Source organism: Eggerthella sp. 1_3_56FAA (assembly GCF_000185625.1).
Taxonomy (GTDB): domain Bacteria; phylum Actinomycetota; class Coriobacteriia; order Coriobacteriales; family Eggerthellaceae; genus Eggerthella; species Eggerthella lenta.
Window position 1 is genome coordinate 1 of the sequence record NZ_GL622582.1, and the last position, 21,846, is coordinate 21,846.

The 21,846-nt window shown below is 64.6% G+C and carries 25 protein-coding genes and 1 pseudogene; 10 read left to right on the forward strand and 16 right to left on the reverse strand.

Annotation, left to right across the window (positions count from 1 at the left end):
- The coding region (locus HMPREF1023_RS13235; protein ID WP_009306927.1) for an ATP-binding protein at positions 1-324 on the forward strand (324 nt) is incomplete at its 5' end.
- Between the two features lie 132 nt (positions 325-456).
- Here HMPREF1023_RS13235 and HMPREF1023_RS15770 read toward each other — a convergent pair.
- A pseudogene (locus tag HMPREF1023_RS15770) lies at positions 457-1,162 on the reverse strand (DUF6017 domain-containing protein); the annotation flags it as partial.
- 408 nt (positions 1,163-1,570) lie between these two features.
- On the opposite strand from HMPREF1023_RS15770, the gene HMPREF1023_RS15310 reads away from it, so the two are divergent.
- Positions 1,571-2,326: a restriction endonuclease gene (locus HMPREF1023_RS15310; RefSeq protein ID WP_009306928.1), complete on the forward strand. Its 756-nt coding sequence runs from the start codon at positions 1,571-1,573 to the stop codon at positions 2,324-2,326.
- A gap of 241 nt (positions 2,327-2,567) precedes the next feature.
- On the opposite strand, the gene guaA is transcribed toward HMPREF1023_RS15310, so the two are convergent.
- Both guaA and HMPREF1023_RS13250 read right to left on the reverse strand, forming a co-directional pair.
- Entirely contained in the window at positions 2,568-3,551 is a 984-nt protein-coding gene (gene guaA, locus HMPREF1023_RS13245) for a glutamine-hydrolyzing GMP synthase (protein ID WP_009306930.1), read from the reverse strand.
- A 96-nt stretch (positions 3,552-3,647) separates the two neighbouring features.
- Positions 3,648-4,043, reverse strand: coding sequence for a metallopeptidase family protein (locus tag HMPREF1023_RS13250; protein WP_009306933.1), 396 nt, complete (start codon positions 4,041-4,043; stop codon positions 3,648-3,650).
- Positions 4,044-4,241: 198 nt separating this feature from the next.
- On the opposite strand from HMPREF1023_RS13250, the gene HMPREF1023_RS13255 reads away from it, so the two are divergent.
- Together HMPREF1023_RS13255 and HMPREF1023_RS13260 are read left to right on the forward strand one after the other, a co-directional pair.
- Positions 4,242-4,604, forward strand: a complete 363-nt coding sequence (locus tag HMPREF1023_RS13255) for a PadR family transcriptional regulator (protein ID WP_009306934.1) — start codon at positions 4,242-4,244, stop codon at positions 4,602-4,604.
- Positions 4,591-5,580: a hypothetical protein gene (locus tag HMPREF1023_RS13260; protein WP_009306937.1), complete on the forward strand. Its 990-nt coding sequence runs from the start codon at positions 4,591-4,593 to the stop codon at positions 5,578-5,580. Before HMPREF1023_RS13255 ends, HMPREF1023_RS13260 begins: the two co-directional genes overlap by 14 nt.
- A 53-nt stretch (positions 5,581-5,633) precedes the next feature.
- On the opposite strand, the gene HMPREF1023_RS13265 is transcribed toward HMPREF1023_RS13260, so the two are convergent.
- The 12 genes from HMPREF1023_RS13265 to HMPREF1023_RS13320 form a co-directional block, all read right to left on the reverse strand.
- On the reverse strand, positions 5,634-8,537 hold the full coding sequence (locus tag HMPREF1023_RS13265; RefSeq protein ID WP_009306939.1) for an ABC transporter permease: 2,904 nt from the start codon (positions 8,535-8,537) through the stop codon (positions 5,634-5,636).
- On the reverse strand, positions 8,537-9,217 hold the full coding sequence (locus HMPREF1023_RS13270) for an ABC transporter ATP-binding protein (protein WP_009306942.1): 681 nt from the start codon (positions 9,215-9,217) through the stop codon (positions 8,537-8,539). The genes HMPREF1023_RS13265 and HMPREF1023_RS13270 overlap by 1 nt, the downstream gene beginning before the upstream one ends.
- A gap of 121 nt (positions 9,218-9,338) precedes the next feature.
- Entirely contained in the window at positions 9,339-10,343 is a 1,005-nt protein-coding gene (locus HMPREF1023_RS13275; protein ID WP_009306944.1) for a sensor histidine kinase KdpD, read from the reverse strand.
- A gap of 1 nt (position 10,344) precedes the next feature.
- Entirely contained in the window at positions 10,345-11,016 is a 672-nt protein-coding gene (locus HMPREF1023_RS13280; RefSeq protein WP_009306946.1) for a response regulator transcription factor, read from the reverse strand.
- 68 nt (positions 11,017-11,084) lie between these two features.
- Positions 11,085-11,300, reverse strand: a complete 216-nt coding sequence (locus tag HMPREF1023_RS13285; RefSeq protein WP_009306947.1) for a helix-turn-helix transcriptional regulator — start codon at positions 11,298-11,300, stop codon at positions 11,085-11,087.
- Between the two features lie 9 nt (positions 11,301-11,309).
- Positions 11,310-11,792, reverse strand: coding sequence for a hypothetical protein (locus HMPREF1023_RS13290; RefSeq protein WP_009306948.1), 483 nt, complete (start codon positions 11,790-11,792; stop codon positions 11,310-11,312).
- A gap of 100 nt (positions 11,793-11,892) precedes the next feature.
- Positions 11,893-12,138, reverse strand: a complete 246-nt coding sequence (locus tag HMPREF1023_RS13295; protein WP_009306949.1) for a VF530 family DNA-binding protein — start codon at positions 12,136-12,138, stop codon at positions 11,893-11,895.
- Positions 12,139-12,321: 183 nt separating this feature from the next.
- On the reverse strand, positions 12,322-12,621 hold the full coding sequence (locus tag HMPREF1023_RS13300; RefSeq protein WP_009306950.1) for a hypothetical protein: 300 nt from the start codon (positions 12,619-12,621) through the stop codon (positions 12,322-12,324).
- 147 nt (positions 12,622-12,768) lie between these two features.
- On the reverse strand, positions 12,769-13,179 hold the full coding sequence (locus HMPREF1023_RS13305) for a hypothetical protein (protein ID WP_009306951.1): 411 nt from the start codon (positions 13,177-13,179) through the stop codon (positions 12,769-12,771).
- Positions 13,180-13,448: 269 nt separating this feature from the next.
- On the reverse strand, positions 13,449-15,371 hold the full coding sequence (locus tag HMPREF1023_RS13310) for a heavy metal translocating P-type ATPase (RefSeq protein ID WP_009306952.1): 1,923 nt from the start codon (positions 15,369-15,371) through the stop codon (positions 13,449-13,451).
- Between the two features lie 196 nt (positions 15,372-15,567).
- Positions 15,568-15,786, reverse strand: coding sequence for a cation transporter (locus tag HMPREF1023_RS13315; protein ID WP_009306953.1), 219 nt, complete (start codon positions 15,784-15,786; stop codon positions 15,568-15,570).
- Positions 15,787-15,872: 86 nt separating this feature from the next.
- Entirely contained in the window at positions 15,873-16,274 is a 402-nt protein-coding gene (locus HMPREF1023_RS13320) for a helix-turn-helix transcriptional regulator (protein ID WP_009306954.1), read from the reverse strand.
- A gap of 174 nt (positions 16,275-16,448) precedes the next feature.
- Between HMPREF1023_RS13320 and HMPREF1023_RS13325 the strand changes: the two genes are divergently transcribed.
- From HMPREF1023_RS13325 to HMPREF1023_RS13340, 4 genes are all read left to right on the forward strand, one after another.
- Positions 16,449-17,192: a 4Fe-4S dicluster domain-containing protein gene (locus tag HMPREF1023_RS13325; protein ID WP_009306955.1), complete on the forward strand. Its 744-nt coding sequence runs from the start codon at positions 16,449-16,451 to the stop codon at positions 17,190-17,192.
- A gap of 269 nt (positions 17,193-17,461) precedes the next feature.
- Positions 17,462-17,755 (forward strand): hypothetical protein, encoded by a 294-nt coding sequence (locus tag HMPREF1023_RS13330; RefSeq protein ID WP_009306956.1) that lies wholly within the window; start codon positions 17,462-17,464, stop codon positions 17,753-17,755.
- 147 nt (positions 17,756-17,902) lie between these two features.
- Entirely contained in the window at positions 17,903-18,838 is a 936-nt protein-coding gene (locus HMPREF1023_RS13335) for an AraC family transcriptional regulator (RefSeq protein WP_009306957.1), read from the forward strand.
- Between the two features lie 4 nt (positions 18,839-18,842).
- The gene (locus HMPREF1023_RS13340) at positions 18,843-19,790 is read left to right on the forward strand and encodes a DMT family transporter (protein WP_009306958.1); all 948 of its coding nucleotides are present in this window, start codon (positions 18,843-18,845) and stop codon (positions 19,788-19,790) included.
- Positions 19,791-20,190: 400 nt separating this feature from the next.
- Here HMPREF1023_RS13340 and HMPREF1023_RS13345 read toward each other — a convergent pair whose 3' ends face one another.
- The gene (locus tag HMPREF1023_RS13345) at positions 20,191-20,967 is read right to left on the reverse strand and encodes an SOS response-associated peptidase (protein WP_009306959.1); all 777 of its coding nucleotides are present in this window, start codon (positions 20,965-20,967) and stop codon (positions 20,191-20,193) included.
- A 299-nt stretch (positions 20,968-21,266) separates the two neighbouring features.
- Between HMPREF1023_RS13345 and HMPREF1023_RS13350 the strand changes: the two genes are divergently transcribed.
- Positions 21,267-21,617, forward strand: a complete 351-nt coding sequence (locus HMPREF1023_RS13350) for a metal-sensing transcriptional repressor (RefSeq protein WP_009306960.1) — start codon at positions 21,267-21,269, stop codon at positions 21,615-21,617.
- A 99-nt stretch (positions 21,618-21,716) separates the two neighbouring features.
- The coding region (locus HMPREF1023_RS16195; RefSeq protein ID WP_198006019.1) for a heavy metal-associated domain-containing protein at positions 21,717-21,846 on the forward strand (130 nt) is incomplete at its 3' end.

The following is a 21,846-nucleotide window of genomic DNA, read 5'->3' on the forward strand; positions in this document are numbered from 1 at the left end:
CCCGAAATGCTCGACGAGCTGAACGTGAGCAAGAACGAGGATTGGCTCAAGGCGAAGAAGCGCTACACGAAATGCGACTTGCTGATACTGGACGATTGGCTTTTGGAAAAGCTCGAGGGGAAGGCGGCGCGCGAGCTTTTAGAGATAGTCGAGGCGCGCTTGCGCAGCGGGTCCTTATTGATTTGCTCGCAGTTCTCGCCAGCAGGCTGGCATTCAAAGCTCGGGGAAGGAGCAATCGCAGATGCCGTCATCGACCGCATAGTCTATCGGTCGGACGTCATCCATATTGAAGGCGACGAGTCAATGCGCAAGCGCATCGGCTAAGAGCATAACCGGCCGTATTGGCCAAGAGGGGCGCTTGCGCGCCCCTCGCAATCAGAGCAACCCGCATTGCTACGTGGCAGTCTGCCATGGAACGCTGTAGCAGTGGAGCGTGGAACGGTGTAGCAAAAACGGCGCAATAAGCACCCGCTTTCTGGCGGTGCATACGGTTTCAAGCATGAGGTCTACAATCTCGTCAAGCCTGTCACTGTCAAACTTCATGTCCTGTTTGAGAATGTGGTAGTCGATATTGTCCTTGATGATTTCCCGGTATATATCAACTGCGCTCTGTGCTGCCGCTTCCGTTCCTTTCCGTTCCGGCGGCGTAGCCGCTTCTCTGCAAGGAGAGGGGTTAGGGGAAAGGATAGGAATGGAATGGGTACTTTGTTCATCAGTAATTATTTTTCTTTTTTGGTAAGTCAGTTCTTTGTATATCTTTATTTAATTGCGTTGGATTTTCCAACGTAGGTTTTTCCAATGTAGGTTTTTCCTGTGTTGGATTATCCAATGTTGGATTTTCCAATGTAGGTAAATCCGGCGTAGGCGGCTGCGGCTGCTCGAATATCACATAGTCCGCGCCCCGCAAGCGTCCTTTCTCGTCGCGCTCCCTTGAACGGACGATATACCCGGCGCGTTCAAGCTCCTTAATGGCTTCGCGGATAGCGTCTATCTTCTCCCGGTTGATAAGGGATAAGCCTTTCAAGGTGTAGTCCCAATCTTCGGGGAGTGACAGCATTTGCGACAACAGCCCCTTTGCCTTTAGGGAAAGCTCCTTGTTGCGTAGGTGGTGGTTGCTCATTACGGTGTAGCCCTTGTTCCGTTCCACTCTGAAAACTGCCATAGTTCATAACTCCTTTGCTTTGGATTTGTTACGCAGTAGAAGCGCGGTTTCGGGGGATAAGGTATAAATCCCTTTCCGCACCAGATACGCGCCCGGAAAACCGCTTGTAGCAAGGCTTTTTCTGCCCCTACTGCGTAACAAAGGGCATGAAAAAAGCGGCGTTCCTGTTCTCCCATGTAGAGAGTAAGAAACGCCGCTTCTGCGTCGTATTCAGTTTTTAGTACAATACCCTGCTTGTCCGTCGCTCGAAAAACCTTGATTTTCCAGTGTTTTCAAAAGTATCGTTATCTAACGTCAGCTTTGCTTGAATCGGTATCTGTCCAGAGCGTCTGCGAGTCAGTCGACTCTTCTGCAAGCGATAGCATTGCGTCGACTCCTGTCTCTTGCTGCGAAGAGCTACTCGCGGAGTTGCACTTATCATCAAAAGATTCTAGCAATCATGGACGATTCGAGCGTGCATGTGCCGAGGCTTTCAAAAGGCTTGGATTTAAATCGGAATGGCTTGGAGGTTCTGGGAAGACAGACGTGCTTGCCTCCACGTATTCGGCGGCTAAATACGCTTACCGCATCACGATTGATGCGAAATCTACAGCAAACGGCTTAGTCAACGAATCTCAATTGAATTTCGACACGCTAGTAGACCATCGAAAGCGTCACGATGCGCAATTCGCTATTGTTGTTGGATGCGGCTTTCAGGGTGAACGGGTGGTTTCTCGCGCCATCAAGCATAAAATCGTGCTAATAGACGTGGAGTCTTTGTGTAAGTTGATTAGACTGCATGAGAAGACACCTCTAAGTGCCCAGGATTATAAAAATTTATTTGAGAAATACGGGCTTGCGGATTTGAATGTGCTGGATCCTGCGCGTTCTCGCCTTGTGAGAAGCGGTGTCGTGCTTCATGCGGTGATGGATTGCTTGGCCTCTGAAAGCAATGATGAAGTTATCGGAGGAACATTGTCCGTTCGCGAATTGTATGTTCTGCTGAAGGCTCGAAACAGAGGTTTATCTCCATCAATAGATGAGATCGAGAACATGCTTGCATTCTTGTCCTCGCCCATGATTAATTGCGTCGGCAAAACAAAGGGCGAGTACTACGCAATTGGATCATTGAACGAAGCGTCTAATAAGTTTGCGTTTTATGCAAATGCGTGTCTAGCGCATTAAATGTGTATGATGAAAAGTTACGAGTCTGTATTCTGCTATTGATCAGAGGTCGAATTTCTCTTGAGAGCTACGCATGCGCGGCGATATATGGCGGAAAAGGAGCCCCTGGATCTCGCTTGATTCAGGGGCTCCTATGGAAAAGCATCTTCGTGTTTTCGCGGTGGCTTGCTCCGATTAGGGGATTGCCGCCACTTAGTGCTAATATGCGCTTAAGTGCCAAATAAAGCGAACGTATGTTTGTCTATTCCCACTCGATGGTTCCGATGGGCTTCGGCGTGAGGTCGTAGACCACGCGGCAAATCCCCGGGACTTCGGCCAAGATGCGTGCGGTGATCTTCTTCAGCAGCGCCCAATCGAGTTCCGGCACTTCGGCCGTCATGGCGTCCACCGTGTTCACCGCACGGATGATGGCGGGCCATTCGAAGGCGCGCACGCCGTCGCGGACGCCGGTGGCGCGGAAGTCGGGGACGCTCACGAAGTACTGCCACACCTTGCCTTCGAGGCCGGCCGCGGCGAACTCGTCGCGCAGGATGGCGTCGGCCTCGCGCAGCGCCTCCAGGCGGTCGCGCGTGATGGCGCCGAGGCAGCGCACGCCCAGGCCCGGGCCGGGGAACGGCTGGCGCTCGACCATGCCCTCGGGAAGGCCCAGCTCACGGCCGATGACGCGCACCTCGTCCTTGTACAGCAGCTTCACGGGCTCGCACAGCTCGAACTGCAGGTCGTCCGGCAGACCGCCCACGTTGTGGTGCGCCTTCACGCCGTCGGATTCCAGGATGTCGGGGTAGATGGTGCCCTGCGCGAGGAAGCTCACCTCGTCGCCCACCTTGCGGGCCTCCTCCTCGAACACGCGGATGAACTCGGCGCCGATGATCTTGCGCTTGGCTTCCGGTTCGGCCACGTCGTCGAGCAGCTCGAGGAAGCGGTCGGTGGCGTCCACGTACACGAGGTTCGCGTCCAGCTGGTTCTGGAACACGTCAACCACCTGCTCGCTCTCGCCCTTGCGCATGAGGCCGTGGTTCACGTGCACGCAGATGAGCTGCTTGCCGATGGCCTTGATCAGCAGCGCCGCCACCACCGACGAGTCCACGCCGCCGGACAGCGCCAGCAGCACCTTCTTGTCGCCGATCTGGGCGCGGATCGCGTCCATTTGCTCGTCGATGAAGGCGTTCGCCAGCTCAGGGGTGGTGATTCGCTCCATGTCTTCGGGGCGCTTGTTGGGGTCCATGCGGGGGTCCTCCTCGTGTTCGGCAATGATCTGAGGAAATTATACGTGAAATGGCGCGGGTGTATAGGCAGGTCGTTCGTTCTTTCGGCGCCCTGCTCAGTATCCCATCTCGTAGAGGCGAGCGTCGTCGATGCCGAAGTAGTGCCCGATCTCGTGCACGACGGTCTTCCCGATCTCCTCGACGATCTCCGCGCGCGAGCCGAAGCAGCGCTCATGGGGACCTTTGAACACGGTGATCACGTCGGGGACGTCGCTGTCGTAGCCGTCGGCGCGATCGGGCAGCGACACGCCGTCGTAGAGCCCCAGCAACTCGTTGTCGCAGACGGAAGCCCCTAGACAGTCGGGTTCCTCGAGGGTTTCCAGATGGTAGTCGTTCGGCTCGTCCTCTACGACGACGGCCACGTTCTCGAGCGCGTCGAGGAACCGCTCGGGAATGCATCCGAGCGCCTCCTCCACGGCTGATTCGAACTCGCTGTCGGTCATGCGGTGCATGGCGGCCTCTTTCGTCGGCGGGCGCGCGGGCCCTCGGCCCACCCGGTTCGCTGAACCGGCAGACACGAGTATACCCCATACGATTCGTACTGTGTGCCGCACATTATCGTGTGAACTATGTTATAGTGTGCGACACACACTATCCGACGCAACCGCAAAACCTGCGGCGCAGGGAAGCGGCACTGGAAGGAGGGGCGCATGGCGTACGACGACATCGTATCGAGCATGGTCTTGGAACTTCGGCGCGGCACGCTGGTCATGCTCGTGCTGAGCCAGCTGCGCGAGCCGGCATACGGCTACGCGCTGGTGAAATCGCTGGCCGACCACGGCATCCCTATCGAGGCGAACACGTTGTACCCGCTGATGCGGCGCCTCGAGTCGCAAGGGCTGCTGGCAAGCGAATGGGACAACGGCGGCTCGAAGCCGCGCAAATACTACCGCACCACCGACGAGGGCCTGCGCGTGCTGCGCGAAGTGGAGGCCCAGTGGCACGTTCTGTGCGACGGGGTGGGCAAGCTGTTGGAGACAAACGGAGAGGATCGGGAACATGCCGAACGATAACGACCTGATCGAGCGTTACCTGTACGCCATCGCGCGGCACCTGCCCAGCGCACAGCGCTCCGACGTGGCCGAGGAGCTGCGCACGCTTATCTCGGACATGCTGGACGAGCGCTGCGGCAGCCTGCCGCCCACGGCCAAGGACGTCCGGGTCGTGCTCACCGAGCTGGGAACCCCGGGCGAGATGGTGCGCAAGTACACGAGCGGGGAAGGGGAATGCCTGATCGGACAGCCGTACTACGCACAGTACCTTTACGTTCTGAAGATCGTGCTGGCCTGCGTCGCAGGCGGCATGCTGGTCGCCGGGGCGCTGTCGCTCGCAACGGGCGCGGAAGGGAGCCTCCTCGGAGGCGTGCTGGAGGGCATCGGATCCCTGATAGGGGCGCTTCTCTTCGCGTTCGCGATCGTCACCCTGCTGTTCGCCTTCTTCTCCCGCCGGGGCATCGAGGTCGAGACGATGGGCTCGCTCGACGACCTGCCGCCCGTGCCGCGCGAGACCAGGTCTTCCACGCGCGGCGACGCGGTTGCCGGCATCGTGTTCTCCATCGTGGGCGCCGTTGTGTTCCTGCTGTTCCCCGACGTGCTGAACGCGCTCAGCCATCGCGCAGACGGCGTGCCGTTCGATCCGTTCAACGTCGACGCCTTCCGCGCTTCGGCATGGGTCGTCGTCGTGTGGACGTTCGTGTGCGTCGCCGGCGAGAGCTTCAAGCTGGTGGAAGGCCGCTATACGAAGCGCGTGCTGGCGGTGACGTTCGCATGCGACCTGGTAGCGGGAGCGCTCGTCGTGTTCTGGCTGACGAACTTCCAGCTGGTCGACTCCCATGCCGTCGTCCAGGCGATGCAGTCGTCGGGCAAGGCGCTGGAGGGCCCGGTGCTGTGGGCGGTGTCCAACGCGCAGACGGCGTTCTGCGGTCTCGTAGTGGCGGCGCTCGTCATCGACGCCGTGGACTCCATCGTGAAGACGGTGCGTGCACGGTAAGGCGGCCGTCCTGTCGGCCCGCGCGCCCCTCGCGGAAAGGCGCGCGGGCGTTGCTAGATCGCGTCCGACCTCAGAGCCTCCACGATGTTGGAGGCGTGCGAGCGGCGCAGCGCGTAGGCCACGCTGAGCGCCAGCACGACGGCCACGATGGCCACGGCGAGAGCCACGTAGTCCCACGGCAGCGTGAACTCGAGGCCGGCGAACGCCATGGACGTTGCTGCAAACAGCGCGAATGTAACCGCTACGGCTGCCGCCAGCCCTATCCCCAAACCGCGCAGGGCGTAGCTCGCGCACTCGTAGGCCAGCATTCGGGCGAAGGCGCGGTTGCCCATGCCGATGGAACGCAGCGCGGCGAACTCGCGCGTGCGCAGGATGATCCCGTTCGCCAGCGTGTTGAACACGTTGGCCACGGCGATGAGCGTCGTGATGACGGAGAAGCACAGCACGAACAGCTGGAAGGCCTGCGCGATCAGGCGGTTCTGGCGCGCCGCATTCTCGATGTCGCTGACGTTGACCACGACGTCGCCCAAGTCGCGCGCCAGCGCCTCCAGCTCGTCGGAAGCCTTCGCGTGATCCTCCGCCGTGAACGAGGCTCCGGCGAACGAGTACGTGTACGGGTTCGAGTGGTAGTCGCCCAGCCCTGCGGCTCTCTCCGCAACGCTCTCCGGCAGGATGATCGAGGGGAAGTGGTTGTTGGCCGCGATGGCGTTCAGCACGGCCGGCTCCTCGTCGCAGAGCGCTCCTATCTCGATGCGGAAAGCCGTGGCCGCCTCGTCGATCGGGGCGGTGACGATGTCGGCCGTCCCGCTGACCCCGGCCTCCCGGTCGAGGTACCCCACCAGGGGCCGTCCGTCCGGGCCTTCCTGCAAGCCCATGTTGGAGAATCCTTCGCGCTCCTCGGTGACGTACAGGTCGACGGCGCCGGTGCCCGCGAAGGGCTTCGTGGACACGTACGTGCCGTCGGGCATCCTGTCCTGATAGGTGTTCAGGCCGATGGCGCGCGGGTTCTCCGGGTCGGTGTAGGCGGCTACGTCCAGGTCGAGCTCGTCCAGCAGCGCGCGCCACGAGGCATCGTCGACGAAGAAGGTGTACAGGGCCCCGTAGTAATCGCCGTCCTCGCCGAAGCTGTCGGGCACCCAGTCGGCGCTCGTCTGGGAGTTGTAAGCCTGCCGAGCAGCGCGCGCCTCTTGCGATATCATGCGACCGTCGACGACGCTTTCGGCCTGACCTTGGCGGCACGAGCCTATGAGCTGCAAGCCCTCGATCTCACTCGCCCGCGCCAGGAACTCGTCGTATTCGGCGGCGTAGTCGGACAGGTCGTTCCCTTCGCGCGGGGTGGTGTAGTCGGGATGCGCCGACACCACGATGTCGGCTCCGCTCCCAGCGCCGCGCGAGCTGCTGGCGCGGTCGGACAGCGGCGCGAGGTACAGCGCCGTGCTGCCGGCGACCACCACGAGGGTCACGCTGACCGCGAGCGATGCCACCACGGTGCGCCCGCGCGTCGCCGAGCGCGACAGGTTGCGGTGTGCGACGAACCCGGGGATGCCGAACAGCCTGCCCGCGATGCCCAGCTTCACGCGCCCGACGTCGGGCGCGTGCGATGGTGCCGACCGTTCTGCGCGCTTCGAGAGGCGCACGTCCTGCGTTTGGCGGATGGCGTCGACGGCTGAGACGCGGGCGGCGCGGGCCGACGGCACCCAGGCGCTCACCAGCAAAGTGGCTATCGACAGTGCCGCGGCCGCAGCCAACGCTCCGGCATCCACGTGCACCGCGAGCCCCGCCGATCCCGATCCCAACATCGCAGCGAACGCCTCCTGCGACGACGAGAACGCGCCTGCCGTGCCCGCCACGCCCGCTAAGAGGCCAATCGGCACGCCGACGGCTCCCAGCAGCAGCGCCTCTGCCAGCACGGTGCTGCGCAGTTGCCGCTTCGAAGCGCCGAGAGAGGCCAGCAGTCCGAACTGCCGCGTACGCTCGGCCACCGAGATGGCGAATGCGTTGTAGATCAGCGATGCGGACGCCGCCACGATGACGATGGCCAACACGGCGGCAACCGCCCAGAGGCTTCCCCAGATGGGCCTGCCGTCGGAGATGCCCAAGTACGAGAACAGGCTGGTGTGGTACAGAGTGGCGGCCGTATCGTCCAATCCGGTCGCGTCGGCGAAGAAGGCCTTCATCTCGTCGAGGGTTCCCAGACCTTGCGTGACCAGATACGCGCCCGCAGCCGCTCCTTCCTCAGACGCGTCGGCCACGGTGAGGGCGACGCTGGGCGCGGAAGAGGCCGTGTAGTTGTTGGCGAGGAAAGGCGCTTGTCGCTTGTAGAATCCGGTAACCGTCAGCGTGCGCTCGCGGGCGTTCTCGACGCGCGTCTCGTTTCCGTCGGCGAGGCGCGCGCCGTCTTCGGCGGCTGCGAGGTTTCCAAAACCTCCCGTGAGGGTGGAACCCGTTTCAAGGGGGCCGTTCGAAACAACGCCCTCGGCGCCTCCCGCGCCCAGCTCCTCGCCTTGGAGATAGTCGGGCAGCACGATCTCGTCCGCTGTCTCGGGCCATCGCCCGCTTGCCAGCTCGGGCATCAGGGAGTACGGCGCGCCGCCCGGCTCGTCGACGCCCTTGACGGTGGTCGGCGTCGTCTTCAGCGCGATGAACGCACCCAGACGGTTGGCGTCGTCGGGCGCGAGTGCGGCCGATCCGAGGTCGCGGAAGGTGGCGAGGTCGGTCACGGCGTCGCTTTCCACGAGCGCATCGATGCCCTGAGCGGGCACGTCGGGGGAAAACACGTGCCATGATCCTTCAGTTACCATCGTGCGCTCGAGCAAGCCCTGCTGCACGCTTGCCACGCTGGTCAGCACGGCGGCCAGAAGCGCCGTGGACAGCGCGATGCCGACGACGGTCACGGCCGTGCGCACGCGGTTCTGAGCGAGCGAGCGCAGGGTGAAACGCGTGAATATGCCGGCCATCAGCGCCTCCTTTCGTCGGAGGCGATGCGGCCATCCTCGATGGCGATGACGCGGTCGGCCATGCAGGCGATGTCCTCGTCATGCGTGATCACCACGAGCGTCTGGTCGAAGCGCTTGTTCGACTCGCGCAAAAGCGCCATGATCTCGTGCGAGTTGCGCGAGTCGAGGTTGCCGGTGGGCTCGTCGGCCAGCACCACGGCAGGCGCGTTCATGAGCGCGCGCCCGATGGCCACGCGCTGTTGCTGTCCGCCTGACAGCTGATTGGGCAGGAAGCGCTCATGGCCGCGCAGTCCCAAGCCGTCCAGAAGCATGCCGAGGCGCTCTTCGTTCACGGCGCGTCCGTCCATGAGCACGGGAAGCGTCATGTTCTCCACCACGTTGAGCACGGGGATGAGGTTGTAGAACTGGTAGACCAGCCCCACGTCGCGACGGCGCAGCACGGCCAGCTCCTCGTCGGAGCGCGCGTACACGTCCGCGCCGTTCAGCAGCACCGTGCCGGAGGTGGGGCGGTCGACGCCGCCCATGAGGTGCAGAAGCGTCGACTTGCCGGAGCCCGACGAGCCGACGATGGCCACGAACTCGCCCGCGGCCACGCTGAACGACACGTCGTCGAGCGCCTTGAGCGCCGTGGGGCCGCTTCCGTACACCTTGGTGAGATGGTCGATGGTCAGAATGTCCATGAGGAGCCTTTCTCGCTAACGGTCTACGGAATAGTGTGCCATCCCGCGCTTGCGCGGGCATGAACGCCGCATGACGGAATTGTCATATTCGGCCAGCCCGCCGTTCCGGGCGAAGGGCCTCCTACACGACCACCTTCGGGAACGTCAGGTCGAAGCGAGCGCCGCCCGTTTCGCGGTCGTTGCCCGCGCGCAGCGTGCCTCCCTGGGCGGTCACGAGCGCCTGGGCCAGCGCGAGGCCGATGCCGAACCCCTCCGATCCCGCGCCGCGGTAGAAGCGCTCGAACAGGCGGGGAAGGTCCTCGGCGGCGATGCCCGGGCCCGTGTCGGCGACGGACAGGCGGAAGGCCACGGCGTCCTCGGACGCCTGCACGCGCACGCATCCGCCGGCGGGCGTGTGCTCCATGCAGTTCTTGAGGATGTTGCCCAGCGCCTCGGCCGACCAGGCGGCGTCTCCGTTGAACGACGCTCCCTCGTCGACGTGCGTCTCGCAGGCGACGTCGCGCAGATCGAAGGCGCCGGCCAGCGGGGCCAGCGCGTCGCGCACGAGCCGCGCCGCATCCACGGGGCGAGCCTGCACGCGGATGGCCCCGGCATCGGCCTTCGCCAGCTTCAACAGCGCCGTGACCAGCCATCCCACGCGGCTCACGAGCGTTTCCAGCTCGTGCAGCGCGCGGATGCGCTCGGCCTCGTCGCTCGTGCGCTCGGCGGTGCCGATGAGCAGCCCCATGGCCGTGAGCGGGGTGCGTATCTGGTGCGACACGTCGGCCAGCGCGTCGGCCAGCGCGTTCTTCTCGGCGTCGAGGCGCTCGGTGGCGGTGCGCAGGGCGGCCACCATCTTCGCCAGCTCGTTTCTGAGCACGGCCAGATCTCCCTCGCGGTAGTCCGAGAAGGCGATGCGCCGGCCGCCGTGCAGCACCTCGTCGACCTCGGACGCCAAACGCGCGATCTGCCGGTAACGCCGCAGCGAGAACGTCGCGAACAGCGCGCAGGCCAGCGCTCCGGCGGCCAGCACCCACAGGCCCGCGCGCGGTCCTTCCACCGCGGCGGCCGCTGCGGCGAAGACGGCAAGCGCCCCCGCGAGCAGCACCAACTGGCAGGCGAAGGCCCGGTTCCTCGTCAGGCCCATGTCACGCCCCCGTCCGGTAGCCCAGCCCGCGCACGGTGAGGATGAGGCGGGGTTCGGCCGGATCGTCCTCCACCTTGTCGCGCAGGCGCTTGACGTAGACGCTCAGCGTGTTGTCGCTGACGTATTCGCCGGCGCTGTCCCAGATGGCGTTGCGCACGTGCTCGCGCGTGACCAGCTTGCCCCGGCTCTGCGCGAACAGCAGGAGCAGCCGGTACTCGAGCGCCGTCAGCGCCAGGTCGCGGCCCGCCTTGCGCACGCACGCGGTGCCGGCGTCGATCTCCACGTCGCCCAAGCGCAAAAGCGACGAGGCGGCGTTCGTGCGGCGCAGCACCGAGCGGATGCGCGAGAGCAGCTCGCGGGCGCGGAAGGGCTTGGCGATGTAGTCGTCGGCGCCCATGTCGAGGCCGGCCACGGTGCTGAACTCGTCGTCGGAGGCCGTGAGGAAGATGACGGCGGGAGCCGGGTCGCACGCCTTGGCCGCCGCGCACACGGCGAACCCGTTGCCCTGGGCGAGCGCCACGTCCACCAGCGCCAGGTCGAAACGTTCGCTGCGCAGCAACTCGACGGCCGCGTCCTGGCCGTCGGCACAGCGCGTCTCGTATCCTTCCGATCGCAGCAGGTCCGTCAAGCTGGCGACGATGGCCGCGTCGTCTTCGACGAGCAACATGCGCATGGGGCGTCCTTCCCTTCGGGTGCATCGTCTCCACGGTAGCAGAAAACGCGGGAAAGGGGAGGGGAGGATCAGCCTTCTTCGTCGTCGACGAACTCCAGGATGTCGCCGGGTTGGCAGTCCAGCTCCTTGCAGATGGCGTTGAGCGTTTTGAAGCGCACCCCGCTGACCTTGCCGTTCTTCAGCTTCGACAGATTGCCGTCGGCTATACCCACCTTCTCGGCCAGCTCTCCCAGGGAAACCTTGCGATCGGCCATCATCCGATCGAGGCGCAGCACGATAGCCATGCTGCCCTCCTAGATGATCTCGAAGTTCTCGTCTTGGACGAGATAGCCGTACTCGATGATCTGCCCGAGGCAGAACACGATGGCGGCCAGCATGAAGGCGAACATGACCGATTCGTCCACGAGAGCGCCGGACAGCGTTCCGGTTTGGATGCTGACGACTGCCCAGTACAGCCACTTCGGCACCGCGAGCGTCGCGAAAAGGAGCACGGCCACCGCTTTGATCTTGCGCGGCAGGTTTGCGAAGAACGGCGTCTCCTCGCGATTGATGCGCAGAAAGACGAGAGCGACGTACACGGCCAACGCGACGAGAAGCCCGTCCCCGAGCAATCCCATGCCGTGGCGCACGGAGTCGGGGTTCGACAGCGCTTCACCGGTCGTCAGCCAGTCGAAGATATTGATCGACGTCTGAATGCCGAACAGCAGCGCGATGGCGAGGATCGCGACGAATGCGGTCATGCTGGTCGACTTGATCTTGGCGCGCGTCTTGTCCATAGGGGTCTCCTCGCTATCGGATGGCTCCCAGTATACGCCGAAACATGACGCAAAATGATATGAATATGACGTTTTACGTCAAAACATGCAGCCGGTCGATCTACAGATCCACCCAGAACCTCGAGTTCTTGTACAGCTCCTCCACTTTGCTGCGCGCCCACGGGGTCTTGCGCAGGAACGTGAGCGAGCTCTTGAAGTTCGGGTTCTTCTTGAAGCAGTTGATCCTGATGCGCTTGGCCAGGCCGTCCCAGCCGTACTTGTTCACCAGCTGCTTGAGCATCGTCTCCAGCGTGATGCCGTGCAGCGGGTCGTTGGGATGCTGCCGATCTGCGGGGTTGTCGGGCATGGGCTCTCCGTGTTCCTCGAAACGTGTGCGCTCCATGATGACGCATGTGCGCGGCGTTTCCCGCCGGAAACGACCGCAATCAGCGAAACATCGTGCAAAATCAGGCGTATCTTCGCTCCAAAAACACGCCCCAGCGGACGAAGCGTGTTTTTGGAGCGAAGATACGCCTTTCTCTGTTTGCGTTTACCGACGGCGCCCCATCGCCAGCACCGCGCGCACGCCGAGGAGCGTGAACGCCGCCACGGCGACGGCGCCCGCCGCTCCACCGGCTATGAGCCCGCCGACGAGCCCTGCGCTCTTCCCGTGGGCATGCTCGGGGTCTTGGCATCGCCGGGCGTCCGGCGTCGCGGGTCGATGCGGCCCCTCCGGCCCATCCGGCGTTTCCGCCGCTGAGGGCGCGTCGCGCTCCTCCTCGTTTCCCATGAGGGTGTCCAGCCCCCGGCCGAGGGCTGCGGGACGGGCGCTTCCTTCTTTCGCGTTCATGGCTGCCTCCTTCTGCTTGGCTTGTCCTTCCGCTCGGCACCTTACGCTTCGGGCGCGTCGGCGCAGCGGGCGGGCGCGCGGCGTGGGCGAGGCGAGTCGCAGCTGTAACGTTCGGTTGGAAAGCGTTTGCTCGGATCGAGGCCGAAATTAAAGATCGGACGAGACGAAGCTGTCGATGAGGCGCAGGGCGGGATGGGCCACGATGCCGCCCGCCAGCGCGCCTCCCGCGCCCACGAGCCAATCGAAGAAGCTGAAGGGGTGGTCGGGAACCATGAGCGACACCGCTCCGTCGGCGATGCCCAGCATGCACGTGATCAGGACGGCCGCTGCGCAGGCGGTGAGCAGTCCCATATGCTGCCACAGCGCGTTCGCCAGCAGGAAGCCGAGCACCGCGAACTCGACGAAGTACGCCACTGCCGAAGGCGCGCTCACGGCGGGCCCGAAGTACACGACCGCCGCCCATGCCGCGGCCAGCGCCCAGCGCCCGACCACGATGAAGCGCCGCCGCTTCGACATGCGCGGCTTCGCATCTCCGATATCTTGCATCCGATCGTCCATGCCCCCACCATACCACGCCCCCCGATCCGACCCCCGACACGGGCACCGTACCGTTGCCTGCGACGTTTCCCCGGACGTCGCAGGCCTGTCCGAACGGATGTTTCACGTGAAACATCGACATCGAAAGATGCATCATCGCCCGAAAAACACGCAAAACGGCCTTCTAGCGTGTTTTTCGGGCGATGATGCGACGCTGCGACCCTTCTGCAACGTGCCGCGCCGCCTCTCTCGGGGCGGCACGGGCGATTCGCTCGGATGACGCAAGCGGCTTACTTCTTCACGTTCATCGCCCTCATGGCGTTCAGGATGGCGATCACGGCAACGCCTACGTCGGCGAACACGGCCAGCCACATGTTGGCGATGCCCACGGCCGCCAGGACCAGCACGAGGAACTTGATGCCGAGGGCGAACACGATGTTCTGCCACACGATGCCCATGGTCTTGCGGGCGATGCCGATAGCGCGGGCGATGTTGGACGGCTTGTCGTCCATGAGCACCACGTCGGCCGCCTCGATGGCCGCGTCCGAGCCCATCGCGCCCATGGCGATGCCGATGTCGGCGCGCGTCAGCACGGGCGCGTCGTTGATGCCGTCGCCCACGAACGCGAGCTTGCCCTTGCCGGAGCCGTGCGCATGCGTCTCCTCCAGCAGCTTCTCCACTTCGGCGACCTTGTCCTGCGGCAGCAGCTGCGCGCGGAACTCGTCGATGCCCAGCTCCTTCGCCACGGCGGCCGCCACGTCGGCGCGGTCGCCCGTCAGCATGACGGTCTTCTTCACGCCCGCGGCCCGCAGCGCGGCGACGGCCTCGGCTGCGTCGGGCTTGACGACGTCGGCGATGACGATGTGCCCGATGTACTCGCCGTCAAGCGACACGTGCAGGATGGTGCCGGTCAGCTCGCACTCGTGGCAGCCCACGCCGCATTCGCTCATCAGCTTGTCGTTGCCCACCAGCACTACGTGCTCGTCGATCTTCGCGCGCACGCCGTGGCCGCTCTGCTCCTGCACGTCGTCGATGCGCTGCTGGTCGATGGGCCCCGAGTACGCCTGCTTCACCGACAGCGCGATGGGGTGGTTGGAATACGCTTCGGCGTGCGCGGCAATGGACAGCAGGCGGTCGGGGTCGATTCCCGCCTGCGGGTGGATGGCCACCACGTTGAACGAGCCGTCGGTGAGCGTGCCGGTCTTGTCGAACACGACGGTCTCGGTGCCGGCGAGCGTTTCCAGGTAGTTGCTGCCCTTCACGAGGATGCCCAGGCGCGAGGCGCCGCCGATGCCGCCGAAGAACGACAGCGGCACGCTGATGACGAGCGCGCACGGGCACGACACCACGAGGAAGATGAGCCCGCGCTGCACCCAGTCCGACCAGCCGCCGCCCAGCAGCAACGGCGGTACGACGGCCAAGAGCACCGCGATGCCCACCACGGCCGGGGTGTAGTAGCGCGCGAAGCGGGTGATGAAGTTCTCGGTCTTGGCCTTCTTCTCGGCCGCGTTCTCCACGAGCTCGAGGATGCGGCTGACGGTGGACTCGCCGAAGGGCTTGGTCACGCGCACGGTGATGAGGCCGGTCATGTTGACGCAGCCCGAGATGATCTCGTCGCCCTCGCGCACTTCGCGCGGCACCGACTCGCCGGTGAGGGCAGCGGTGTCCAGCTGGGACGTGCCGGACAGCACCACGCCGTCGAGCGGCACGCGTTCGCCGGCTTTCACGACGATCTCGTCGCCCACGGCCACCTCGTAGGGGTCCACCTGCACGAGCTGCCCGTCGCGCTCCACGTTGGCGAAGTCGGGCGCGATGTCCATCATGTCGGCGATGGATTTGCGGCTCTTGCCCACGGCGTAGCTTTGGAACAGCTCGCCTACCTGGTAGAACAGCATGACGGCCGCGCCTTCGGCCATGTGCGGGTCGCTGTCGGGGAACAGCACCAGCGCGAACGCGCCGATGGTGGCCACGCTCATGAGGAAGTTCTCGTCGAACACCTGGCCGTGGCCGATGTTCTTCGCCGCGCGCAGCAGCACGTCGTAGCCGGCGATGAGATAGGGGACGAGGAACAGCGCGAACTCCGCCCATAGCGCCGCCGTCTCGCTGCCGAGCCACGTCGACAGCGGAAGCAGCTCCGCCACGACGTACACGACGACGAACAGCGCGATGGCGAGGAGGATGCGGTTCCTCGTGCGTTTCTGTTTCTTGTTCATGATCTCCAACCTTGCAGTTCGGGGTTCGTCATCCTGAGCGGAGCGCGTCAGCGCGGAGTCGAAGGATCCCGCGCGGCGGTAGCTGGAAGTCTGCCGGCTGACACTGCGCGGGATCCTTCGAACACGTTGCGCTCGCTCAGGATGACATCGGCTTTCGCTCGTTATGGATGAGGGGATAGGATACGCGAAGCCGAAGTTAGCGCAGGATGACGCAGTCCGGTTCGAACTTCTTGCAGGCGTGCTGAGCTTCGTCCAGCACCGCTTCGAAGCGGTCGTCGTCGGCTTCCAACACCAGCTTCTGCGTCATGAAGCTGATAGAGGCGCTTTTCACGCCTTCGATGTTCTTGATGGCGTTCTCCATCTTCGCGGCGCAGTTTGCGCAGTCGAGATCCTGGAGTTTGAATGCCTTTCGCATGGCGGTGTCCTTTCGTTTCGGCGTTGTTGCGAGCGGGGGCGCGCGGTGCGGAGTCGAAGCATCCCGTGCCGCGGTCGATGCGGGGCTTATTCGCAGATATGGGTCATGCCCTGGGCGAGCATCGTGTACACGTGGTCGTCCGACAGCGAGTAGATGACGTTCTTGCCGTCGCGCTGGAACTTCACGAGACGGGCCTGCTTGAGCGTGCGCAGCTGGTGCGAGACGGCGCTTTGCGTGGCGGCGATAAGCTCGGCGAGGTCGGCGACGCACAGCTCCTGGCCCATGAGCGCGTACAGCATCTTGATGCGCGTCGTGTCGCCGAACACCTTGAACAGGTCGGCGAGGTCGTACAGCAGCTCCTCGTCGGGCATGCACTCGGGGCTCGGCACGCCCGCATGCTCGGCGCTGCCGCACGAGCAGCCGTTGTCGTGCGCGTTCTGAGCGTCTTCGCTTCCGGGTGCCGCTTCGGTAATCTTGTCTGGCTTCATTCCGTCAACCTCTCAACATATGATCAACTGTTCATAAGTATACGGACAACAAGGTTCGTGTCAAGGGGCCGAAGGGGAAATTCCCGCTTGTTGTATTTCCAACGCAGCGCGCTGTCGAGCCATGCTATGCTCCCGGACGATAGCGAAGAGGACGACTTGTTTCGGGAGGAATCTATGCTGCGGAAGATCATCGAGATCGACGAAACGGCCTGCAACGGCTGCGGCCTGTGCGTCGCGGCGTGCCATGAGGGCGCCATCGGCCTGGTGGAGGGCAAGGCGCGCCTGCTGCGCGACGACTATTGCGACGGGTTGGGCGACTGTCTGCCCGCGTGCCCGACCGGCGCCATCTCGTTCGTGGAGCGCGAGGCGGCAGCCTACGACGAGGCTGCGGTCAAGGCTCGAACGGCGCAGGAGAATTCGGTCGCACGCCTGTCGGGCGGCTGTCCCGGATCGCTCTCGCGCTTCTTCGCGTCCGAAGATCCTGAGGCGAAGCCCGCCCGGCCTTCCGCTTCCGCCCCCGTCGCCGAACCGGTTTGCGAAGAAACGCCCTCCCAGCTTTCGCAGTGGCCGGTGGAGATCAAGCTCGCGCCCGTGCAGGCGCCGTATTTCGCGGGCGCGCACGTGCTGATCGCCGCAGACTGTACGGCGTTCGCCTACGCCGACTTCCATCGCGGCTTCATGCGCGGGCGCATCACTCTTATCGGCTGCCCCAAGCTCGACGGCGTCGACTACAGCCAGAAGCTCGAAGCCCTGTTCGCCTCCAACGACATCGCGTCGGTCACCGTGGCGCGCATGGAGGTGCCGTGCTGCGGCGGCCTGGAACATGCGGCGCGCGCCGCGCTCGAGCGCAGCGGCAAGAACGTGCCGTTCGAGGTGGCGGTGATCTCGACGAAGGGCGCGCTGCTGGAGCGCCGCTAGCGAGCGAAGCCGCGATTCGCCGGGGGACGCGGTCGGCCGAAGATCTTCCGCCGACGCAGCCCTCCGTACAGATGTTTCACGTGAAATATCTGTTCGGACAAGCTCCTTCGCCTTCGGCTGTAATGGTTTGCGGGTTGTCTTTCGTTGCGCGAGAGCGGTCGTTTGTTCGTCGAGGCTTGACCGCTTCGGAAGCGCGCGTTCACACTGGTCGCAAGGTTTTGCGCTTTTGCCGCGGCCGGGACGCATACCCTCGAACCAAAGGATCAAACATGGAGACCATCGAAGAATTGTTCCGGAAGGTGTTGGACGACGAAGACCTGAGGGCTTCGTTCGGGCAGGCGCTGGAGGGCGACCGCTTGGAGGTTTTCCTTCGGGAAAACGGCTGCGAGGCTGCTCCTTCCGAGGTGCGGGAGGCCTTGGAGGGCATGTTCAGGGAAGAGCTGGGCGACGAGCTTCTGGATGAAGTGAACGGCGGAATGGCCAAATATCGTCTGTATCTCCACGAACCCTTTCTTAAAACTACAAGTGCCGCGTCGCAGAAGATCAAGATCATCAAGGGTTAGCGGCTTTTCTTCTGCATCTCGCGGACGAAGTCGGCCGTTCGGCCGACTTCGCGGATCCTTCGCCACCGACGGCTTCCGCCCGCAATTTCGTACAAGCGGCTCGGTGCGGTTCGTGGTATCGTCTCCTGCTTGGACGAAAGGTTTTGGATGGAGACGATCGAATCTTGGAGCGCGCGCCCCGACGTGCGCGGCGCGCGGCTGGCCGACCCCGACATGGGCGCCGAGAACCGGCGCATCGCGCCGTTCGGGCCGTGCCCGGGCGTGGAGTTCGTCACGCTCGAGGGCATCGTGCAGCCGTTCCCGCTCCATTTCCACGATTTCTGGACCATCGGCCAGATGGTGGGAGGGCGGCGGCGCATGACGTGCCGTGGCGAGGTGCACGATCTGGGGCCCGAGGACTTCGTGCTGTTCGGCTCCGGCGAGGTGCACGGCTGCAAGCCTTTGGACGACGCGCCGCTCATGTACCGCAGCGTGGTCGTGCCCGTCGGCCTGTTCGCGCAGGCGTTCGCCGAATCGCACGGTATCGGCGCCGCGTCCCTGCCCGACGGCGGCCCCGCTTGCCGCTTCAAGTCCGTGGTGGTGCGCGACGCGGCCCTTTCGGCGTGCATGGACCGGCTGTACGCGTTCGCCCGGACCGATTCCGCGCATGACCCGCTCGAGGAGGAAGAAGCGCTTTGGGCCCTCCTCGCGCAGACGGCGCGGTATTGCGAGAGCGAGGCGGCCGAGCCCTCGGCGCCCGAGGCCCCCTCCGCGGCGAACGTGGCGCGGGCGCGGGCGTACCTCGAAGAACGGTTCGCCTCGTGCATCACTCTCGACGACCTCGCGTGCTGCGCGGGCGTGTCGCGCTACCACCTCATCCGCGTGTTCTCCGAGGAGACGGGCCTCACGCCGCATCGCTACCTGCAGGCGGTGCGCGCGAACCGTGCTCGCGACCTGCTGGCGGCGGGCGTCGATCCGGCCGAGGTCGCCGCGCGGTCTGGGTTCGCCGATCAGGCGCACATGGGGCGCGTGTACAAATCGTTCTACGGCATCACCCCCGGCAGCTACCGAACGGCGGCGCGCACGCGGGTGCGGGAAGGATAGCGAGATGGCGGTTCAAACAAGCGAGGCCATAGAGGGGGCGCCGGCGGATCAGCGCCGCCCCGCCGTGCGCGGGCATGCGCTGGCGTTGGTCACCGTGGTGGTGTGGGCGGTCACGTTCGTATCCACGAAGGTGCTGCTCGTGCACCTCGCACCCATCGAGATCCTGTTCTTCCGCTTCGTCATCGGGTTCGTCGCGCTCGCGCTCCTGCGCCCGCGCATCCTGCACGTCCGGGGCTTCAAGGAGGAGCGGTGGTTCATGCTGGCGGGCGCTACCGGCGTGACGGTGTACTACCTGCTGGAGAACATCGCGCTCACGTTCACCACGGCCTCCATCGTGGGCGTGGTGGTGGCCGCGGCGCCGCTGTTCACCGGCGTCGCGTCGGCTGTCGTGCTGAAAGAGCGCCTGCGCGCGCCGTTCTTCGTCGGCTTCGCGGTGGCCATGGCGGGCGTGTGCCTGGTCAGCTTCGCGGGCGGCGCGTCGGGCGGCCTTGTCGCAGAAGGCGGGCTGGGGCAGGCGGGGCTCATCGGCGTGGCGCTGGCCTTGGCGGCGGCGGGCACGTGGGCCGTGTACTCCATCGTGACGAAGAAGCTCTCGACGTTCGGCTACGACAGCATCCTCGTCACGCGCCGCACGTTCGCCTGGGGTCTCGCGTTCATGCTTCCCGCGCTGCCGCTTCTGGGCTTTTCGCCCGATTGGGGCTCGCTCGCCGCGCCCGAGATGTGGGGCAACCTCGTGTTCTTGGGGCTGGGCGCGAGCGCGCTGTGCTTCGTGACGTGGAACATGGCGGTGAAGGAGCTGGGGCCGGTGAAGACGAGCCTGTACATCTACCTCGTGCCGGCGCTCACCGTGCTGGCCTCGGCCGCCGTGCTGGGCGACCCGCTCACCCCGCCGGTCGTCGCCGGAGTCCTGCTTACTATAGCAGGGCTGTTCCTTTCCGAGCGCGGGAAGTAGCGCGCTACGAGGCGGCGCACGCGTCCGAAAGCAACGTCGGTGGCGAAAAAGCATCGGATTCGGAAGTTCGCAAGGGGTTCGAAGGCGCAGCGCAAGCTGCCTTTCCGCATAGTGCCCGATCGCAGAAGGGAAGCCGTGGGATTGCGCCCGTTCATCCCCGCGAAGCTCGCGGCTTTCTTCCGAATTCGATATGTTTTCTCCATTACACGTCTAACCGGCTGCACGGAGATGCTCGGGACTGGGCGGCTTCGAGCGAAGGGTTCCACCGAACATCGTTCGTCGAATGGAAAACACGCACGGATGTTTCACGTGAAACATCTACGCGTCGCGATGCCGAGGGATGTCGGCTCCGTCGCCGCTCCGGCGTCGTGGCCCTTGCGGCGTCGAAGCTTTCGCCGGCTCAACGCTCGGGACGCGCGGTCAGCCGCACGGCACCGCGGTCGAGCAGCGGCTCGTAGACGCCGCGCAGCCATAGGGCGGCCTCGCCCGGTTCCAGCGCGAGCGGCATGCGGTTGTGCACGGGAGCCACGGCGGCGTTCGGTTCGGTGGTGACGAGCGAGAATCGTCCGCGATCGTGCACGCCCGCCAGCAAGAGCGGCGCGCCGTCGGGCGCTGCGAAGGCGTACTGGCGCTTCACGGGGCGCCCGGTGCGCTCGCTCGGCACCGTCTCGGTCGCATGCGATTCGTAGAAGCCCCGAGCAGGCACCAGGCAGCGACGACGCGCGAAGGACTCGGCCCACATGCTGCCCTCGCTGCGCAGAGCCGTCTCGATGCGCGTGTTGAACACGGGTCCGTTCTTCCAAGGAACCTCGTATCCCCAGGCCATATGGGCTACCGCGAGGCCGCATCCGTCGCCCGCGGCCACGATGAGCGGCACGACCGACGAGGGAAGCGCCTCGGGGCGGTTCGCGCGGCCGATCGCGCCGGTTCCGCGGGCTTCTGCCGGCTCGTCCGATTCGCCGTCGAACAGCGAGAGCTGCACAGGCGCCTCTTCGCGTTTCGCTCGCTGCTCGGCGCGGTCCGGCTGCGCGGATTCGGGGAAGAAGAGGAAGTCCTCATAGGCCTCGATCGGGTCGAGCGAAGCCAGCTCGTCCGCGTGCGCGGCCAGGTCGCGCTCTATCTCCGCAGCGATGCGGGCGACTTCGTCGCAGTCGATCGGTATGAAACGGCGGCACATCCACGGCTCCTTCCTCGCGTTTCCGCTCGCATCCAGTGTAGCGGTTCGCACGACGATGCGGGGCTACCGTGCGGTGTCCTTCGCGTGACGGCCGCGTTCCGGCTCGGCTGCGCCGCTACCTTTCGCATTGGCTGCAGCGCGGGCGAGCCGCCTCCGCGACGTCGGCGGCGCGGCCCGCCGTAACGCGTGCCGTCGCTCCCGCCGTTCAAGCGCTCGCGGACGAAGGGGTTGACAATACCCTTAAGGGGTATATACTCGCGCTTGGATACCCTCATGGGGTATAGAAGGAAGGAATCATCATGACCGAGAATCACGCGCAAGCTGAAAACGCCGCCATCTCGTCGCGCCCCGCGTCGACGTGCTGCTGCCACCGTAAGGAGACGCCGCGCTCGGAAGAGCTGCAGGCCGACCTTCATCGTCGCTTGAACCGCGTGATCGGGCAGCTGGGCGGCGTGAAGACGATGATCGACGACAACCGCTACTGCGCCGACGTGCTCACGCAGCTGGCGGCCGCGGAAAGCGCGGTTCACAGCATTTCCGCCGTGGTGCTGCGCAACCACCTGGAAACGTGCGTGGTCGAACAGATCGAACGCGGCAACGTGGAGATCATCGACGAGGTCATGAACCTGTTGAAGAAGTTCTCGCGCTAACCCGCGCTGAAAGACAAGGCCGTTCGTCCGTTTGTCGCGGATGTTTCACGTGAAACATCCGTTCGCGCGAAGGGGAGGGCGGCTGCGAAGGAGTAAGAAGTGAAGCAAACGTTCGATGTCACCGGCATGACGTGCGCGGCGTGCTCCGCGCGCGTGGAGAAGGCGACGCGGGCCGTGCCCGGCGTGGCCGACGTTGCCGTGAACCTGCTGAAGAACAGCATGGACGTCG